Source organism: Enterobacter cloacae complex sp. IR5401, assembly GCF_049238425.1.
GTDB classification, from domain to species: domain Bacteria; phylum Pseudomonadota; class Gammaproteobacteria; order Enterobacterales; family Enterobacteriaceae; genus Enterobacter; species Enterobacter hormaechei_C.
This window is the reverse complement of the sequence record NZ_JBMKHN010000019.1, coordinates 1-15,947: the sequence shown is the minus strand read 5'-3', so window position 1 is coordinate 15,947 and position 15,947 is coordinate 1. Positions and strand designations below refer to the sequence as shown.

Here is a 15,947-nt window from a genome sequence, read left to right as displayed (position 1 = left end):
GCCTGCTGGCAATTACAGATTTTTATCTTCTCATTACGATATTTGGTTTATTTCTGAATTTATGACCGCGATCGGATTTTAAAAAGCGTAACCTATTAATTACATTTGATTCTGGAATGCGCGCCGAAAAATAGTTTGTCTGCACATTATTTTGCGAGCCAGCGCACAATTGCGCATTCTCTCAATAGCAGTGTGAAATAACGTAATTGAGCAACCTCCAATGTCTATTCACTATTACTCCAGAAGCAAGACCACGCCGCATACCCTGATTATGGAGCTCAATATGCAAGCTTATTTCGACCAACTCGATCGCGTTCGTTTCGAAGGCACGAAAACGACCAATCCTTTAGCATTTCGTCACTACAACCCGGATGAGCTGGTGCTGGGTAAGCGCATGGAAGATCACTTGCGCTTTGCCGCCTGCTACTGGCACACCTTCTGCTGGAACGGTGCCGATATGTTCGGCGTGGGCTCTTTTGACCGTCCATGGCAACAGCCGGGCGAGGCCATTGAGCTGGCGAAGCGTAAAGCCGACGTCGCGTTCGAGTTCTTCCATAAGCTGAACGTGCCGTACTACTGTTTCCACGATGTGGATGTGTCGCCGGAAGGGGCATCGCTGAAAGAGTATCTGAACAACTTCGCGCAGATGGTCGACGTACTGGCTGAAAAACAGCAGCAAAGTGGCGTCAAGCTGCTCTGGGGTACGGCTAACTGCTTTACCAACCCTCGCTATGGCGCGGGCGCGGCAACCAACCCGGATCCGGAAGTCTTCAGCTGGGCGGCAACCCAGGTCGTGACTGCGATGAACGCCACGCATCAGCTGGGCGGTGAGAACTATGTACTCTGGGGCGGTCGTGAAGGATATGAAACGCTGCTGAATACCGACCTGCGTCAGGAGCGTGAGCAGATTGGTCGCTTTATGCAGATGGTGGTGGACCACAAACACAAAATCGGTTTCCGCGGCACGCTGCTGATTGAGCCAAAACCACAGGAGCCAACCAAGCATCAGTATGATTATGATGTCGCCACCGTGTATGGCTTCCTGAAGCAGTTTGGTCTGGAAAAAGAGATCAAAGTGAATATTGAGGCTAACCACGCTACCCTGGCGGGCCACTCGTTCCATCACGAAATTGCCTCTGCGATTGCGCTGGGCATCTTCGGCTCTGTCGATGCTAACCGTGGCGATCCACAGCTGGGCTGGGATACCGACCAGTTCCCGAACAGCGTGGAAGAGAATGCGCTGGTGATGTACGAGATCATCAAAGCGGGCGGTTTCACCACCGGCGGCCTGAACTTCGACGCCAAAGTGCGTCGCCAGAGCACCGACAAATACGATCTGTTCTACGGGCATATTGGCGCGATGGACACCATGGCGCTGGCGCTGAAAGTGGCAGCCCGTATGATTGAAGACGGTGAGCTGGATAAGCGCGTGGCGAAGCGCTACAGCGGCTGGAACAGTGAGCTGGGCCAGCAAATTTTGAAAGGTCAGTTATCGCTTGCGGAGATCGCGAAGTACGCTGAACAGCATCAGCTTGCGCCGCAGCATCAGAGCGGCCATCAGGAGCTGCTGGAAAACCTGGTCAATCACTACCTGTTCGATAAATAACAGCATTCATGCCCGGTAAGCGCTGCGCCACCGGGCATTTCTGTCAAAGGAGTCACCACATGTATATCGGGATCGATCTTGGCACGTCGGGGGTGAAAGCCATCCTGTTAAGCGAGCAGGGCGATGTGTTAGCCACGCAGACTGAAAAGTTGCAGGTTTCACGCCCGCATCCGCTTTGGTCGGAACAAGATCCGGAGCAGTGGTGGCAGGCGACGGACCGCGCGATGACAGCCTTAGGCGAGCAGCACAGCCTGCGCGACGTTAAAGCGCTGGGCATCGCCGGACAAATGCATGGCGCAACGTTGCTGGATAGCCAGCATCGCGTTCTGCGCCCGGCTATTCTCTGGAACGATGGCCGCTGTGCGGAAGAGTGCGCGATCCTTGAGGAACGTGTGCCTGCGTCCCGCGAGATTACGGGCAACCTGATGATGCCCGGTTTTACCGCGCCAAAACTCCTGTGGGTGCAGCGCCATGAGCCTGATATTTTTCGCCAGGTGGCGAAGGTTCTGTTGCCGAAAGACTACCTGCGTTTTCGCATGACGGGGGATTTTGCCAGCGACATGTCTGACGCCGCGGGCACGATGTGGCTCGACGTGGCGAAACGGGACTGGAGCGAGGCGATGCTGGATGCCTGCCAGCTGACGCGCGATCATATGCCTGCGCTGTTTGAAGGCAGCGAAATCACGGGCGCTTTGCAGCCTTCTGTTGCTGAACGCTGGAATATGCCAGCCGTACCTGTCGTCGCTGGCGGCGGCGATAATGCGGCGGGGGCGGTCGGCGTGGGGATGGTCGAGGCAGGACAGGCCATGCTCTCGCTCGGCACTTCCGGTGTCTATTTTGCCGTCAGTGACGGGTATCGTAGCAATCCTGGAAGCGCCGTACACAGCTTCTGCCACGCGTTGCCGGGTAAATGGCATTTAATGTCGGTGATGCTGAGCGCGGCTTCCTGCCTCGACTGGGCGGCAAAACTAACCGGAATGGCGGACGTCCCGGCGCTTATCGCAGCGGCACAGCAGGCGGATGATAATGCCGGTGCGGTCTGGTTTTTACCGTACCTTTCCGGCGAGCGGACGCCTCATAACAACCCGGAAGCGAAAGGGGTGTTCTTCGGTCTTACCCATCAGCACGGCCCGGCAGAGCTGGCGCGCGCGGTGCTTGAAGGCGTTGGCTATGCTCTGGCGGACGGAATGGATGTCGTGCATGACTGTGGACTTACGCCATCCAGCATTACGTTAATTGGCGGCGGTGCGCGAAGCAGCTACTGGCGGCAAATGCTTTCCGATATCAGCGGGTTGCAGCTGGACTATCGTACGGGAGGCGATGTCGGCCCGGCGCTCGGTGCGGCACGGCTGGCGCAAATTGCGCTGAACCGGGATAAACCACTGCCCCAGCTTTTGCCCCAGCTGTCGCTTGAACAGCAGCATCGTCCTGATGCGAAAAATCATGCTCGCTATGCTGAAAGACGAGACGTGTTCCGCAAAATTTATCGGCAGCTTTTGCCGCTAATGTCATAAACAGGAGCCGGGTGGCGCTAACGCTTACCCGGCCTGCCAGCCTTCAACCGGGTTAGCTCACAAACCGGCGCGTATCGATTCTTTGCAGCAACATTGACAGCAGCAGGCTGACAACCAGCGTAACGGTAAATATCCAGACAATATCCAGCACCGGCCAGCTTTTAAGCTCAACGCCTCGGGTGCGCAGGGCGTGGATCACCAGCGCGTGAAAACCGTAAATGCCCAGCGAGTGGCGAGAGATAAACCCCAGCACCGGAAGCGGGCGGGCATTCAGGGTGTTTTTAACCAGCGTCAGCAGAGAGAGCGCGCAGATAAAGACCATCGGGCCGCAGTACAGATACCAGGTATCGGCAAAGTTGCCGCGCCATTGCAGCTCATGCAGCGTCCCGCGAGAGATAATAAACACACCGACGAGAAACGCGGCCGCGCATAGCCAGTTTATTCCTCGCTTTTGCGTCTCCATCATGCCAATGGCGCGCCCCAGCATGCCGTACAGCACGTAATAAAACGTATCCCCGGTGATATAGAGGTTAACGGGCAGCCATTCAAAGCCATCAATTTTCTGTGAGACGGTATTCGGGTTGGCCACGATCCCGATGACCACCATCAGCGCCAGCAGCATTTTACCGTTGACGTTTTTTACCTGAATTAACGGTGAAACAAGATAAATAACGATTATCGCGAAGAAAAACCATAGATGATAGAACACCGGTTTTTGCAACAAGTTGAGCAGGGAACGTTCAGCGTTAATTGAAGTGAACAGGACGATATAGAGCAGCGAAATCGCGCTGTAAAACAGCAGACAGGAGACAATACGGATGAAATGTCTCGGCTGTGCGCTACGCTCGCCAAAAAAGAGAAAACCGGAAATCATAAAGAACAGCGGGACGCTCACGCGGGAGGCCGAGTTCAGAACATTGGCGACATCCCAGTTAACAGGGCTGATACTGTGCGCGTTCGTGACATACCAGGTCGTTGTGTGGATCATCACCACCATCAGACAGGCTATTCCCCGCAGGTTATCAATCCAGTTAATTTTTGACTGCATCAGTTCCTCTGTATTCCTGATAAAGAAAGTGTGACTGCGATTGCGTAAAACTTTTCCCTTGGAAAATTCTGAGTTTAGCCAGGCTAACTTGTAGGGAGCTGGCGAGATTCGCAGAATGACGGACTTTAATCTATAAACGTGTTGCTACTAAAAATAACAGCCACTGACCAGGGCGGTAATAAAAATGATGATGAAGCGTGGGGTGTCACTCTTTCTGCTGCTCTTATTAACAGGATGCAGTGCTTCTGAGGAGATACCTGTCCAAAAAGCGCAGCAGGGGAAAATGAGCCCGGAGCGTTCCCTGAATATGGAACAGCTGTGCAGGGATCAGGCGGCTCACCGCTATAATTCTGAAGCACAGAAAATTCATATAAACGGCTTCGAGCGCTTTCAGGGCAGCTATGAACTGAAAGGCTATACGGCGCGTAAAGAGGGCTTTGTCTGCTCTTTTGATGCAGACGGCCAGTTTTTACATCTCTCAATGCGTTAAATTGCTCGTATAAGCAGCAACCAGAGCCTTCGCAGGTTCTGGCTGTAGGGCTTATTCCCCAATTTTCCCTAAACAACCCCGTTTCGTACTGTATATCTTGCAGCCAGCGGGTATACTGATCCCTTCCATTTAAAACCACACGTATCCAGCACGAAATACTATGCAAAAGTTTGATACCAAGACCTTCCAGGGCCTGATCCTGACCTTACAGGATTACTGGGCTCGTCAGGGCTGCACCATTGTTCAACCTTTGGACATGGAAGTTGGCGCAGGCACCTCACACCCTATGACCAGCCTGCGCGCGTTAGGGCCAGAGCCAATGGCGACCGCCTATGTGCAGCCATCCCGTCGTCCGACCGATGGCCGTTATGGCGAAAACCCGAACCGTTTGCAGCACTACTATCAGTTCCAGGTGGTGATTAAACCATCACCCGACAACATTCAGGAACTGTACCTCGGGTCACTGAAAGAGCTGGGTATGGATCCAACCATTCACGACATTCGTTTCGTGGAAGATAACTGGGAAAACCCAACGCTGGGTGCCTGGGGTCTGGGTTGGGAAGTGTGGCTGAACGGCATGGAAGTGACCCAGTTCACTTACTTCCAGCAGGTTGGTGGTCTGGAATGTAAACCGATTACCGGCGAAATCACCTATGGTCTGGAACGTCTGGCCATGTACATTCAGGGCGTAGACAGCGTTTACGACCTGGTCTGGAGCGACGGCCCGCTGGGTAAAACCACCTACGGCGACGTGTTCCATCAGAACGAAGTGGAGCAATCCACCTATAACTTCGAATACGCGGACGTGGACTTCCTGTTCACCTGCTTCGAGCAGTACGAGAAAGAAGCCCAGCAGCTGCTGGCGCTGGAGACTCCGCTGCCGCTGCCTGCCTACGAGCGTATTCTGAAGGCTGCCCACAGCTTCAACCTGCTGGATGCCCGCAAAGCGATCTCCGTGACTGAACGTCAGCGCTACATTCTGCGTATTCGTACCCTGACCAAAGCCGTTGCAGAAGCTTACTACGCGTCCCGTGAAGCCCTTGGCTTCCCGATGTGCAACCGAAACAAATAAGAGGCGGCCATGTCTGAGAAAACTTTCCTGGTGGAAATCGGCACTGAAGAGCTGCCACCAAAAGCCCTGCGCAGCCTGGCTGAATCTTTTGCTGCGAACGTCACTGCTGAGCTGGATAACGCTGGCCTGGCGCACGGTAAAATTGAGTGGTTTGCTGCGCCGCGTCGTCTGGCGCTGAAAGTGGCAAACCTGGCGGCGTCCCAGCCGGATCGCGAAGTTGAAAAACGTGGCCCGGCCATTGCTCAGGCGTTCGACGCGGAAGGCAAGCCGAGCAAAGCGGCAGAAGGCTGGGCGCGCGGCTGCGGCATCACCGTTGATCAGGCCGAGCGTCTGACCACCGACAAAGGTGAATGGCTGCTGTATCGTGCCCATGTGAAAGGCGAAAGCGCCGAAGCGCTGCTGCCTGACATGATCGCGACCTCGCTGGCAAAATTGCCAATCCCTAAGCTGATGCGCTGGGGCGCGTCCGACGTTCACTTTGTGCGTCCGGTTCACACCGTGACCCTGCTGCTGGGCGATACCGTTATCCCGGCGACCATTCTGGGCGTGGCGTCCGATCGCGTGATCCGCGGCCATCGCTTTATGGGCGAGCCGGAGTTCACCATCGACAATGCCGACCAGTATCCGCAGATCCTGCTGGAACGCGGTAAAGTGATTGCCGACTACGAACAGCGTAAAGCCAAAATTAAAGCGGACGCAGAAGAAGCGGCGCGCAAGATTGGCGGAAACGCTGACCTGAGCGACAGCCTGCTGGAAGAGGTGACCTCGCTGGTCGAATGGCCGGTTGTACTGACCGCGAAATTCGAAGAGAAATTCCTGGCCGTTCCGGCAGAAGCGCTGGTTTACACCATGAAGGGTGACCAGAAGTACTTCCCGGTTTACGCCAACGACGGCAAGCTGCTGCCAAACTTCATCTTCGTGGCGAACATCGAATCGAAAGATCCGAGCCAGATTATCTCCGGTAACGAGAAAGTGGTGCGTCCGCGTCTGGCGGATGCCGAGTTCTTCTTCAACACCGACCGTAAAAAACGTCTGGAAGATAACCTGCCGCGTCTGCAAACTGTACTGTTCCAGCAGCAACTGGGTACGCTGCGCGACAAAACCGACCGTATCGCGGAGCTGTCCGGCTGGATTGCCCGTGAAATTGGCGCCGACGTTAACCACGCTACCCGTGCGGGCCTGCTCTCCAAGTGCGACCTGATGACCAACATGGTGTTCGAATTTACCGACACCCAGGGCGTGATGGGTATGCACTACGCGCGTCACGATGGCGAAGCGGAAGACGTGGCGGTAGCCCTGAACGAGCAGTATCAGCCGCGCTTTGCCGGTGACGATCTGCCGTCCAATCCGGTTGCCTGCGCCGTGGCGATTGCCGATAAGATGGACACCCTGGCGGGTATCTTCGGTATCGGCCAGCATCCAAAAGGCGACAAAGACCCGTTTGCGCTGCGTCGTGCTGCGCTGGGCGTGCTGCGCATCATCGTTGAGAAGAACCTGAACCTCGATCTGCAAACGCTAACCGAAGAAGCGGTACGTCTGTACGGCGATAAGCTGACCAACGCGAAGGTTGTGGATGATGTTATCGACTTTATGCTCGGTCGTTTCCGCGCGTGGTATCAGGACGAAGGTTACTCCGTTGATACCATTCAGGCGGTGCTGGCGCGTCGTCCGACCCGTCCGGCAGATTTCGATGCGCGTATGAAAGCGGTATCCCACTTCCGTACGCTGGAAGCGGCGTCTGCGCTGGCCGCGGCTAACAAGCGCGTATCCAACATCCTCGCGAAATCCGACGAGACGCTGAACGATCGCGTAAACGCTGCAACCCTGAAAGAGCCGGAAGAGATTTCTCTGGCGATGCAGGTTGTGGTGCTGCGCGACAAGCTGGAGCCGTATTTCGCGGAAGGTCGCTACCAGGAAGCGCTGGTGGAGCTGGCGGAGCTGCGTGACGTCATCGACGCCTTCTTCGAGAAGGTGATGGTGAACGTGGAAGATAAAGAGCTGCGGATTAACCGTCTCTCGATGCTTGAGAAACTGCGTGAGCTGTTCCTGCGCGTGGCGGATATTTCGCTGCTGCAATAACGTAAAAAACCCGCCCCTGACAGGCGGGAAGAACGGCAACTAAACTGTCTCTCTTCGCCAATGGCGCCATAACTGCGTTGGCTGCGCTCGTTCACCCGAATCACTTACTAATGTAAGCTCATCGGGATTCGCTCGCTTGCCGCCTTGTTCTGACGTCATTGGCTTTGAGATACTTTTCCTTATTTACACTCTCTCAATTAATTTACACCCTCTCAAACACTGTCGCGATCCCCTGACCCAACCCGATACACATCGTTGCCAGACCAAACTGGGCATCTTTGCGTTCCATCAGGTTAATCAGCGTGGTACTGATACGCGCCCCGGAACAGCCCAGCGGGTGTCCGAGGGCGATCGCGCCGCCGTTGAGGTTAATCTTCTCGTCGATCTGATCCATCAGCCCCAGATCCTTAATGCACGGCAGGATCTGCGCGGCGAACGCTTCGTTCATCTCAAAGAGGTCGATATCACTTGCGCTCAGCCCCGCTTTTTTCAGCGCCAGTTTTGACGCCGGAACCGGACCGTAGCCCATGATGGATGGATCGCAGCCCACGACCGCCATCGAACGCACGCGGGCGCGTGGCGTCAGGCCTAATTCGCGGGCGCGGCTTTCGCTCATCACCAGCATCGCGGCGGCACCGTCGGACAGGGCAGACGAGGTGCCCGCCGTTACCGTGCCGGTGACCGGATCAAACGCCGGACGCAGGGTAGAAAGCGCTTCAACGGTGGTTTCCGGGCGGATGACTTCGTCATAGCTGAACTGCTTCAGTACGCCGTCTGCGTCGTGACCGCCGGTCGGGATGATCTCACTCTTAAAGGCACCAGACTGCGTGGCGGCCCAGGCGCGGGCATGCGAGCGAGCGGCAAAGGCATCCTGCATCTCACGGCTGATGCCGTGCAGACGGGAGAGCATCTCGGCGGTCAGGCCCATCATACCGGCGGCTTTCGCCACGTTGCGGCTCATACCTGGATGGAAATCGACCCCGTGGCTCATTGGCACGTGGCCCATGTGCTCCACGCCGCCCACCAGACAGGCCTGCGCATCGCCGGTCATGATCATCCGCGCCGCGTCGTGCAGCGCCTGCATCGACGAACCGCAAAGACGGTTGACGGTGACGGCCGGAACCGAGTGCGGGATCTCCGCCAGCAGGGACGCGTTACGGGCAATGTTGAAGCCCTGCTCCAGCGTCTGCTGGACGCAGCCCCAGTAGATATCGTCCAGCGCAGCAGGGTCCAGCGCCGGGTTACGCGCCAGCAGGCTACGCATCAGGTGCGCGGAGAGGTCTTCCGCGCGCACGTTACGGAACGCACCGCCTTTTGAACGGCCCATCGGGGTGCGAATCGCATCAACAATGACAACCTTTTCCATTGTGACTCCTTAAGCCGTCTTCAGCGCGCCAACCGGACGGGCTGGCTCAACTGCTGGGTAGTAGGGTTCGTTATGACGCGCTTTGTTACGCAGACCTTCCGGCACCTCATAAAGCGGGCCGAGGTGCTGGTACTGCTGAGCCATATCGAGATAGCGAGCGCTGCCGAGCGTATCCAGCCAGCGGAACGCGCCGCCGTGGAACGGAGGGAAGCCGAGGCCGTACACCAGCGCCATATCCGCTTCTGCCGGGCTGGCGATAATGCCTTCTTCGAGGCAGCGCACCACTTCGTTGATCATCGGGATCATCATCCGGGCGATGATCTCGTCGTCAGTGAAGTCGCGTTTCGGCTGACTGACGTCGGCCAGCAGGCCATCCACCGCCGCATCTTCTTCTTTTTTCGGTTTGCCTTTGCTGTCTTCTTTATAGCGCCAGAAGCCCAGACCGTTTTTCTGACCAAAGCGATTGGCGTCGAACAGGGCGTCAATGGCGTCGCGATAGTCTTTCTGCATGCGCTGCGGGAAGCCCGCCGCCATCACCGCCTGCGCGTGATGGGCAGTATCGATGCCGACAACGTCCAGCAGATACGCCGGGCCCATCGGCCAGCCGAACTGTTTTTCCATCACTTTATCGATTTTGCGGAAGTCTGCGCCGTCGCGCAGCAGCTGGCTGAAGCCGGCGAAGTAAGGGAACAACACGCGGTTAACGAAGAAGCCCGGGCAGTCGTTAACGACGATCGGCGTTTTGCCCATCTTGCTCGCCCACGCCACCACTTTGGCGATGGTTTCGTCGGAGGTTTTCTCCCCACGGATCACTTCGACCAGCGGCATGCGGTGCACCGGGTTAAAGAAGTGCATCCCGCAGAAGTTTTCCGGACGCTTCAGCACGCTCGCCAGTTCGCTGATAGGAATGGTGGAGGTGTTAGAGGCCAGCACGGTTTCCGGACGCACCTTGTCTTCGGTTTCGGCCAGCACCGCTTTTTTCACTTTCGGGTTCTCGACGACCGCTTCAACCACCACGTCCACACGGTCGAACCCGCTGTATTCCAGCACTGGCTGGATGGTGGAGATCACGCCTGCAAGCTTCAGACCATCAATTTTGCCGCGCTCAAGCTGTTTATTCAGCAGCTTGGCCGCTTCGGTCATGCCCAGCGTCAGGGATTTCTCGTTGATGTCCTTCATCACCACCGGCACGCCTTTCCAGGCAGACTGGTAGGCGATGCCGCCCCCCATAATGCCCGCGCCGAGTACCGCCGCGTGTTTTGGCGTTTCAACGTTTTTGGTGAGTTGTTTGGCTTTGCCCTTCACAAACTGATCGTTAAGGAAGATACCAACCAGCGCGCGGGCTTCGTTGGTGTGCGCCAGCGGGACAAAGCTCTGGTTTTCCAGCTTCAGGGCGTCATCACGGCCCAGACGGGCTGCCGCTTCAATGGTTTTCACCGCCGTGATCGGCGCCGGGTAGTGTTTACCCGCCGTCTGCATCACCATGCCTTTGGCGATGGTGAAGCTCATGGTGGCTTCAATTTTGCTGAGCTTCAACGGCTCCAGCTTCGGCTGACGTTTGGCTTTCCAGTCGAGGTCGCCGTTAATGGCCTGACGCAGAATGGCGAGTGCGCCTTCAACAAGCTTCTCAGGTTTTACAACGCCGTCGACCAGGCCAATTTTCTGCGCCTGTTCTGCGCCGACGTCTTTACCCGCGGCAATGATCTCCAGCGCGCTGTCGGCGCCCAGCATGCGCGGCATACGGACGGAGCCGCCAAAGCCCGGCATGATGCCCAGCTTGGTTTCCGGCAGGCCGATACGCAGGTCCGGGGTCGCCAGACGGTAATCAGTGGCTAACACGCATTCGCAGCCGCCGCCCAGCGCGTAACCGTTGACGGCAGAAAGGGTCGGGACAGGCAGATCTTCCAGACGATTAAAGACGCTGTTCGCGAAGTGCAGCCACTGGCTCAGCTGTTCTTCGGGCACCAGGAACAGCGACAGGAATTCGGTGATATCCGCGCCAACGATAAAGGCCGCTTTGTTGGAGCGCAGCAGCAGCCCTTTTAAATCTGATTGCTTTTCAAGTACATCCAGCGCCTGGCCAAGACTGGCCACCGTCGCGGTATCAAGCTTATTCACTGAGCCGGGGGCATCGAACACCAGTTCGGCAATGCCATCTTCCAGCCAGTCTACGTACAGGGTGTCGCCTTTGTAGAGCATGTCGGTCTCCTGAATCCAGCAATTGGATCTGGTCATACCAGATGAAACGGAGTGTGGAATTTATGTTAATAAAATGCAAATTAGTCATTAAGAAATTGCTGCACTGATCACGGTCGGTGGAAATCACGCAGCCGGAGTGAGGTGTGCTAAGATGCGATGACTTGAGGTCAAAAAAACGAAAGGAAGAATGATGGACTCACTGGCTTCGCTTTATAAAAATCATATCGTTACCCTACAGGAACGTACCCGCGATGTACTGGCCCGCTTCAAGCTGGATGCCCTGCTGATCCACTCCGGCGAGCTGATGAATACTTTTCTTGATGACCATGCTTATCCCTTCAAGGTTAACCCGCAGTTTAAAGCCTGGGTGCCTGTCACGCAGGTTCCAAATTGCTGGCTGCTGGTGGATGGCGTGAACAAGCCGAAACTGTGGTTCTACCTGCCGGTCGATTACTGGCACAACGTGGAGCCGCTGCCGACCTCATTCTGGACCGAAGAAATTGACGTGATTGCGCTGCCAAAAGCAGACGGCATAGGCAGCCAGCTGCCAGCGGCGCGCGGCAACATCGGCTACATTGGTCCGGTTCCTGAGCGCGCGCTGGGTCTGGATATTCCGGCAGATAAACTCAACCCGAAAGGCGTGCTGGATTATCTGCACTACTATCGCGCCTACAAGACCGACTACGAACTTTACTGCATGCGTGAAGCGCAAAAAACGGCGGTGAATGGCCACCGTGCGGCGCACGAAGCGTTCCAGTCCGGTATGAGCGAGTTCGATATCAATCAGGCTTACCTGACGGCGACCGGCCACCGCGATACCGACGTGCCGTACAGCAACATCGTGGCGCTGAATGAACATGCCTCGGTTCTGCACTACACCAAACTGGATCATCAGGTTCCGGCTGAGATGCGTAGCTTCCTGCTGGACGCGGGGGCTGAGTACAATGGTTATGCGGCAGACCTGACCCGTACCTGGGCGGCGAATGCGGATACCGATTTTGCGCAATTGATTAAAGACGTGAACGACGAACAGCTGGCGCTGATTGGCACCATGAAGGCCGGAACCAGCTACGTGGATTATCACATCCAGTTCCATCAGCGCATCGCTAAACTGCTGCGTAAGCATCAGATTATCAAAGACATGAGCGAAGAGGCGATGGTTGAGAACGATTTGACCGGGCCATTTATGCCGCATGGTATCGGCCACCCGCTGGGTTTGCAGGTTCATGACGTCGCGGGCTTTATGCAGGATGATACCGGCACGCACCTGGCGGCACCGTCTAAATATCCTTATCTGCGCTGCACCCGCGTTCTGGCGCCGCGTATGGTATTGACCATCGAGCCGGGCATCTACTTTATTGAATCCCTGCTGGCGCCGTGGCGCGAAGGGCAATTCAGCAAACACTTCAACTGGGAGAAAATTGAAGCGCTGAAGCCTTATGGCGGCATTCGTATCGAGGATAACGTGGTTATTCACGAGAACAGCATTGAGAACATGACGCGAGATTTGAAGCTGGCCTGATGGAAAGCTGGCTGATACCGGCCGAGCCGGTCACCTTTGTTGAGGAAATCAAAAAAAGCCGCTTTATCACGCTGTTGGCGCATACCGACGGCGTGGAGGCGGCGAAGGCGTTCGTCGAGTCCGTCCGCGCGCAGCACCCGGATGCCCGCCATCACTGTGTGGCGTGGGTCGCAGGGCCGCCAGACGACTCACAGCAGCTCGGGTTTTCTGACGACGGTGAACCGGCGGGTACGGCCGGAAAACCGATGCTCTCCCAGTTGATGGGCAGCGGCGTGGGTGAAATCACCGCCGTCGTGGTCCGCTACTACGGGGGCATTTTGTTAGGCACCGGAGGGCTGGTCAAAGCCTACGGAGGTGGTGTCCAGCAGGCGCTTAATCTTCTGATAACAACCCGCAAAACGCCACTTACGGAATATACTTTGTTATGCGATTACGCCCAGCTATCGGGTATCGAAGCACTGCTTAAACAGTTTAACGGTGTCATCGCACACAGTGATTATCAGGCAATGGTGCAATTACGCGTGGCGCTTCCTCAGGCGGAACTGGCTGCTTTTTCAGCAAAACTCGCTGATTTTAGTCGCGGTTCATTGCAATTACTGCCGATTGAAGAATAATCCCCACCTCACAATTTTGAATACCTAAGGAAGCGGCAGAGATGCATTTTCGTGCCATTACCCGAATCGTTGGATTGCTGGTCATACTTTTCTCCGGGACAATGATCATTCCCGGACTGGTGGCGCTCATCTACCGGGACGGTGCGGGGCGTGCATTTACGCAAACCTTTTTTGTCGCGCTGACGATTGGCTCCCTGCTGTGGTGGCCAAACCGCCGTGAGAAAGGTGAACTGAAATCCCGGGAGGGGTTTCTGATTGTGGTCCTGTTCTGGACGGTACTGGGAAGCGTGGGTGCGCTGCCGTTTATCTTCTCCGAACAACCGAATCTCACCGTCACGGATGCGTTTTTTGAATCGTTCTCCGGATTAACGACCACCGGGGCCACCACGCTTGTGGGGCTGGATTCGCTCCCGCATGCGATTCTCTTTTACCGGCAGATGCTCCAGTGGTTCGGCGGTATGGGGATCATTGTCCTGGCGGTGGCTATCCTGCCGATTCTGGGCGTCGGGGGGATGCAGCTTTACCGGGCGGAGATGCCCGGCCCGCTGAAAGATAACAAAATGCGCCCGCGTATTGCGGAGACGGCGAAAACCCTGTGGCTTATCTATGTCCTGCTGACGGTGGCCTGCGCGCTGGCGCTGTGGTTTGCCGGGATGCCTGCGTTTGATGCCATCGGGCACAGCTTTGCGACTATTGCTATCGGCGGGTTCTCCACCCACGATGCCAGCGTCGGCTACTTCGACAGCCCGACAATCAATACCATCATTGCCATCTTTTTGCTGATCTCAGGCTGTAACTACGGTCTACACTTCTCGTTGCTTAGCGGACGGAGCCTGAAGGTGTACTGGCGCGACCCGGAATTCCGGATGTTTATTGGCGTCCAGCTGACTCTGGTGATCATCTGTACCCTGGTACTGTGGTTCCACGATGTCTATAACTCGGCGGTCACGACCCTGAACCAGGCCTTCTTCCAGGTGGTATCGATGGCAACAACCGCCGGTTTCACCACGGACAGTATTGCGCGTTGGCCGCTGTTCCTGCCGGTGCTGCTGTTGTGCTCTGCGTTTATCGGCGGCTGTGCCGGGTCAACGGGCGGCGGTCTGAAGGTGATCCGTATTCTGCTGCTGTTCAAGCAGGGGAACCGTGAGCTGAAACGTCTGGTCCACCCGAATGCGGTTTACAGTATTAAGCTGGGGAACCGCGCGCTGCCGGAACGCATCCTCGAAGCGGTGTGGGGATTCTTCTCCGCTTATGCACTGGTCTTTATTGTCAGTATGCTGGCGATAATCGCCACGGGCGTGGATGATTTTTCTGCCTTCGCCTCTGTGGTGGCAACGTTAAACAACCTGGGGCCGGGGCTGGGCGTCGTGGCGGATAACTTCGCCAGTATGAACCCGGTGGCGAAGTGGATCTTAATCGCCAATATGCTGTTTGGGCGTCTTGAGGTCTTTACGCTGCTGGTGCTGTTTACCCCAACATTCTGGCGTGAGTAAGGAGACATTGGTGAAAACGTTAATTCTTTTCTCAACGCGTGACGGACAAACGCGTGAGATTGCTTCATATCTGGCTTCTGAACTCAAAGAGCTGGGCATTTATTCTGATGTGGTGAACCTGAATCGCACTGAACAGATTGCCTGGCAGGATTACGACCGCGTGGTCATTGGCGCTTCAATTCGTTACGGCCATTTCCATCCGGCGCTGGATCGCTTTGTGAAAAAGCATACGGCGGAACTCGCTCAGCTGCCTGGCGCGTTTTACTCGGTCAACCTGGTTGCCCGTAAAGCAGAGAAGCGTACGCCGCAGACTAACAGCTATACGCGTAAGTTTTTGCTGAGTTCGCCATGGCAGCCCGATATCTGTTCTGTCTTTGCTGGCGCGCTGCGTTACCCGCGTTACCGCTGGTACGACCGCTTTATGATCCGCCTGATCATGAAAATGACGGGCGGGGAAACGGATACGCGTAAAGAAGTGGTTTATACCGACTGGGCTCAGGTCGCCAGTTTTGCCCGTGAAATTGCGCATTTAACGGACGATGCGCGGGTTTAATAAGCGTTGAGTTTGAAAAATGAGCGAACGAAAAGTTTTTTGTATTTAGTGCTTGTCACTTCAGAAGAACTCCCTATAATGCGCCTCCACTGACACGGAACAACGGCACGCAAGCCGCCGGGTCAGCAGAGAAAAGCAAAACAAACGCTTGACTCTGAAGCGGGAAAGCGTAATATGCACACCCCGCGCCGCAGCGAAAACGAAGCGGCACTGCTCTTTAACAATTTATCAGACAATCTGTGTGGGCACTCAAAGTGACATGGATTCTTAACGTCCTCGGACACTAAATGAATACCAAGTCTCAACGAGTGAACACGTAATTCATTACGAAGTTTAATTCATTGAGCATCAAACTTTTAAATTGAAGAGTTTGATCATGGCTCAGATTGAA

General features: G+C 55.8%; 12 protein-coding genes. 9 read left to right on the top strand and 3 right to left on the bottom strand.

Annotation, left to right across the window (positions count from 1 at the left end; translation table 11 throughout):
- Positions 1–283 precede the first annotated feature (283 nt).
- On the top strand, positions 284–1,606 hold the full coding sequence (gene xylA / locus ACOTX1_RS20620) for a xylose isomerase (protein ID WP_026080557.1): 1,323 nt from the start codon (positions 284–286) through the stop codon (positions 1,604–1,606).
- A gap of 59 nt (positions 1,607–1,665) precedes the next feature.
- Complete coding sequence (xylB, locus tag ACOTX1_RS20615; protein WP_022652023.1) at positions 1,666–3,120, top strand: xylulokinase; 1,455 nt, start codon at positions 1,666–1,668, stop codon at positions 3,118–3,120.
- A 52-nt stretch (positions 3,121–3,172) separates the two neighbouring features.
- Here xylB and ACOTX1_RS20610 read toward each other — a convergent pair whose 3' ends face one another.
- Complete coding sequence (locus tag ACOTX1_RS20610; RefSeq protein WP_022652022.1) at positions 3,173–4,168, bottom strand: acyltransferase; 996 nt, start codon at positions 4,166–4,168, stop codon at positions 3,173–3,175.
- Between the two features lie 184 nt (positions 4,169–4,352).
- Between ACOTX1_RS20610 and ACOTX1_RS20605 the strand changes: the two genes are divergently transcribed.
- The 3 genes from ACOTX1_RS20605 (at position 4,353) to glyS (ending at position 7,809) form a co-directional block, all read left to right on the top strand.
- Positions 4,353–4,658: a YsaB family lipoprotein gene (locus ACOTX1_RS20605; protein WP_017693801.1), complete on the top strand. Its 306-nt coding sequence runs from the start codon at positions 4,353–4,355 to the stop codon at positions 4,656–4,658.
- A 160-nt stretch (positions 4,659–4,818) separates the two neighbouring features.
- The gene (gene glyQ, locus ACOTX1_RS20600) at positions 4,819–5,730 is read left to right on the top strand and encodes a glycine--tRNA ligase subunit alpha (RefSeq protein ID WP_003860141.1); all 912 of its coding nucleotides are present in this window, start codon (positions 4,819–4,821) and stop codon (positions 5,728–5,730) included.
- Positions 5,731–5,739: 9 nt separating this feature from the next.
- On the top strand, positions 5,740–7,809 hold the full coding sequence (gene glyS / locus ACOTX1_RS20595) for a glycine--tRNA ligase subunit beta (protein WP_022652021.1): 2,070 nt from the start codon (positions 5,740–5,742) through the stop codon (positions 7,807–7,809).
- 202 nt (positions 7,810–8,011) lie between these two features.
- Here the strand turns inward: glyS and fadA are convergent, their stop codons facing one another.
- Together fadA and fadB are read right to left on the bottom strand one after the other, a co-directional pair.
- Positions 8,012–9,175 (bottom strand): acetyl-CoA C-acyltransferase FadA, encoded by a 1,164-nt coding sequence (gene fadA / locus ACOTX1_RS20590; protein ID WP_023315009.1) that lies wholly within the window; start codon positions 9,173–9,175, stop codon positions 8,012–8,014.
- 9 nt (positions 9,176–9,184) lie between these two features.
- Positions 9,185–11,374 (bottom strand): fatty acid oxidation complex subunit alpha FadB, encoded by a 2,190-nt coding sequence (gene fadB, locus ACOTX1_RS20585; protein WP_023315008.1) that lies wholly within the window; start codon positions 11,372–11,374, stop codon positions 9,185–9,187.
- 190 nt (positions 11,375–11,564) lie between these two features.
- Here fadB and pepQ point away from each other — a divergent pair, with 190 nt between their 5' ends.
- The 4 genes from pepQ to hemG are packed head-to-tail and all read left to right on the top strand — an operon-like array spanning position 11,565 to position 15,556.
- Positions 11,565–12,896 carry a Xaa-Pro dipeptidase gene (gene pepQ, locus ACOTX1_RS20580; RefSeq protein WP_003860124.1) on the top strand — a complete coding sequence of 444 codons (1,332 nt, stop codon included), beginning with the start codon at positions 11,565–11,567 and terminating at the stop codon, positions 12,894–12,896.
- Positions 12,896–13,510, top strand: coding sequence for an IMPACT family protein (locus ACOTX1_RS20575; RefSeq protein ID WP_015572737.1), 615 nt, complete (start codon positions 12,896–12,898; stop codon positions 13,508–13,510). The genes pepQ and ACOTX1_RS20575 overlap by 1 nt, the downstream gene beginning before the upstream one ends.
- 41 nt (positions 13,511–13,551) lie before the next feature.
- Positions 13,552–15,003 (top strand): Trk system potassium transporter TrkH, encoded by a 1,452-nt coding sequence (gene trkH / locus ACOTX1_RS20570; RefSeq protein WP_022649737.1) that lies wholly within the window; start codon positions 13,552–13,554, stop codon positions 15,001–15,003.
- A 10-nt stretch (positions 15,004–15,013) separates the two neighbouring features.
- Positions 15,014–15,556: a menaquinone-dependent protoporphyrinogen IX dehydrogenase gene (hemG, locus tag ACOTX1_RS20565; protein WP_003860122.1), complete on the top strand. Its 543-nt coding sequence runs from the start codon at positions 15,014–15,016 to the stop codon at positions 15,554–15,556.
- Positions 15,557–15,947 lie beyond the last annotated feature (391 nt).

What these genes read in the sequence shown, in the direction of transcription:
- glyQ (WP_003860141.1), top strand. Translation starts at nt 4,819, where the DNA reads ATGCAAAAGTTTGATACCAAGACCTTCCAGGGCCTGATCCTGACCTTA.
- trkH (WP_022649737.1), top strand. Translation starts at nt 13,552, where the DNA reads ATGCATTTTCGTGCCATTACCCGAATCGTTGGATTGCTGGTCATACTT.
- fadA (WP_023315009.1), bottom strand. Translation starts at nt 9,175, where the DNA reads ATGGAAAAGGTTGTCATTGTTGATGCGATTCGCACCCCGATGGGCCGT.
- glyS (WP_022652021.1), top strand. Translation starts at nt 5,740, where the DNA reads ATGTCTGAGAAAACTTTCCTGGTGGAAATCGGCACTGAAGAGCTGCCA.
- pepQ (WP_003860124.1), top strand. Translation starts at nt 11,565, where the DNA reads ATGGACTCACTGGCTTCGCTTTATAAAAATCATATCGTTACCCTACAG.
- fadB (WP_023315008.1), bottom strand. Translation starts at nt 11,374, where the DNA reads ATGCTCTACAAAGGCGACACCCTGTACGTAGACTGGCTGGAAGATGGC.
- ACOTX1_RS20610 (WP_022652022.1), bottom strand. Translation starts at nt 4,168, where the DNA reads ATGCAGTCAAAAATTAACTGGATTGATAACCTGCGGGGAATAGCCTGT.
- xylA (WP_026080557.1), top strand. Translation starts at nt 284, where the DNA reads ATGCAAGCTTATTTCGACCAACTCGATCGCGTTCGTTTCGAAGGCACG.
- ACOTX1_RS20575 (WP_015572737.1), top strand. Translation starts at nt 12,896, where the DNA reads ATGGAAAGCTGGCTGATACCGGCCGAGCCGGTCACCTTTGTTGAGGAA.
- xylB (WP_022652023.1), top strand. Translation starts at nt 1,666, where the DNA reads ATGTATATCGGGATCGATCTTGGCACGTCGGGGGTGAAAGCCATCCTG.
- ACOTX1_RS20605 (WP_017693801.1), top strand. Translation starts at nt 4,353, where the DNA reads ATGATGATGAAGCGTGGGGTGTCACTCTTTCTGCTGCTCTTATTAACA.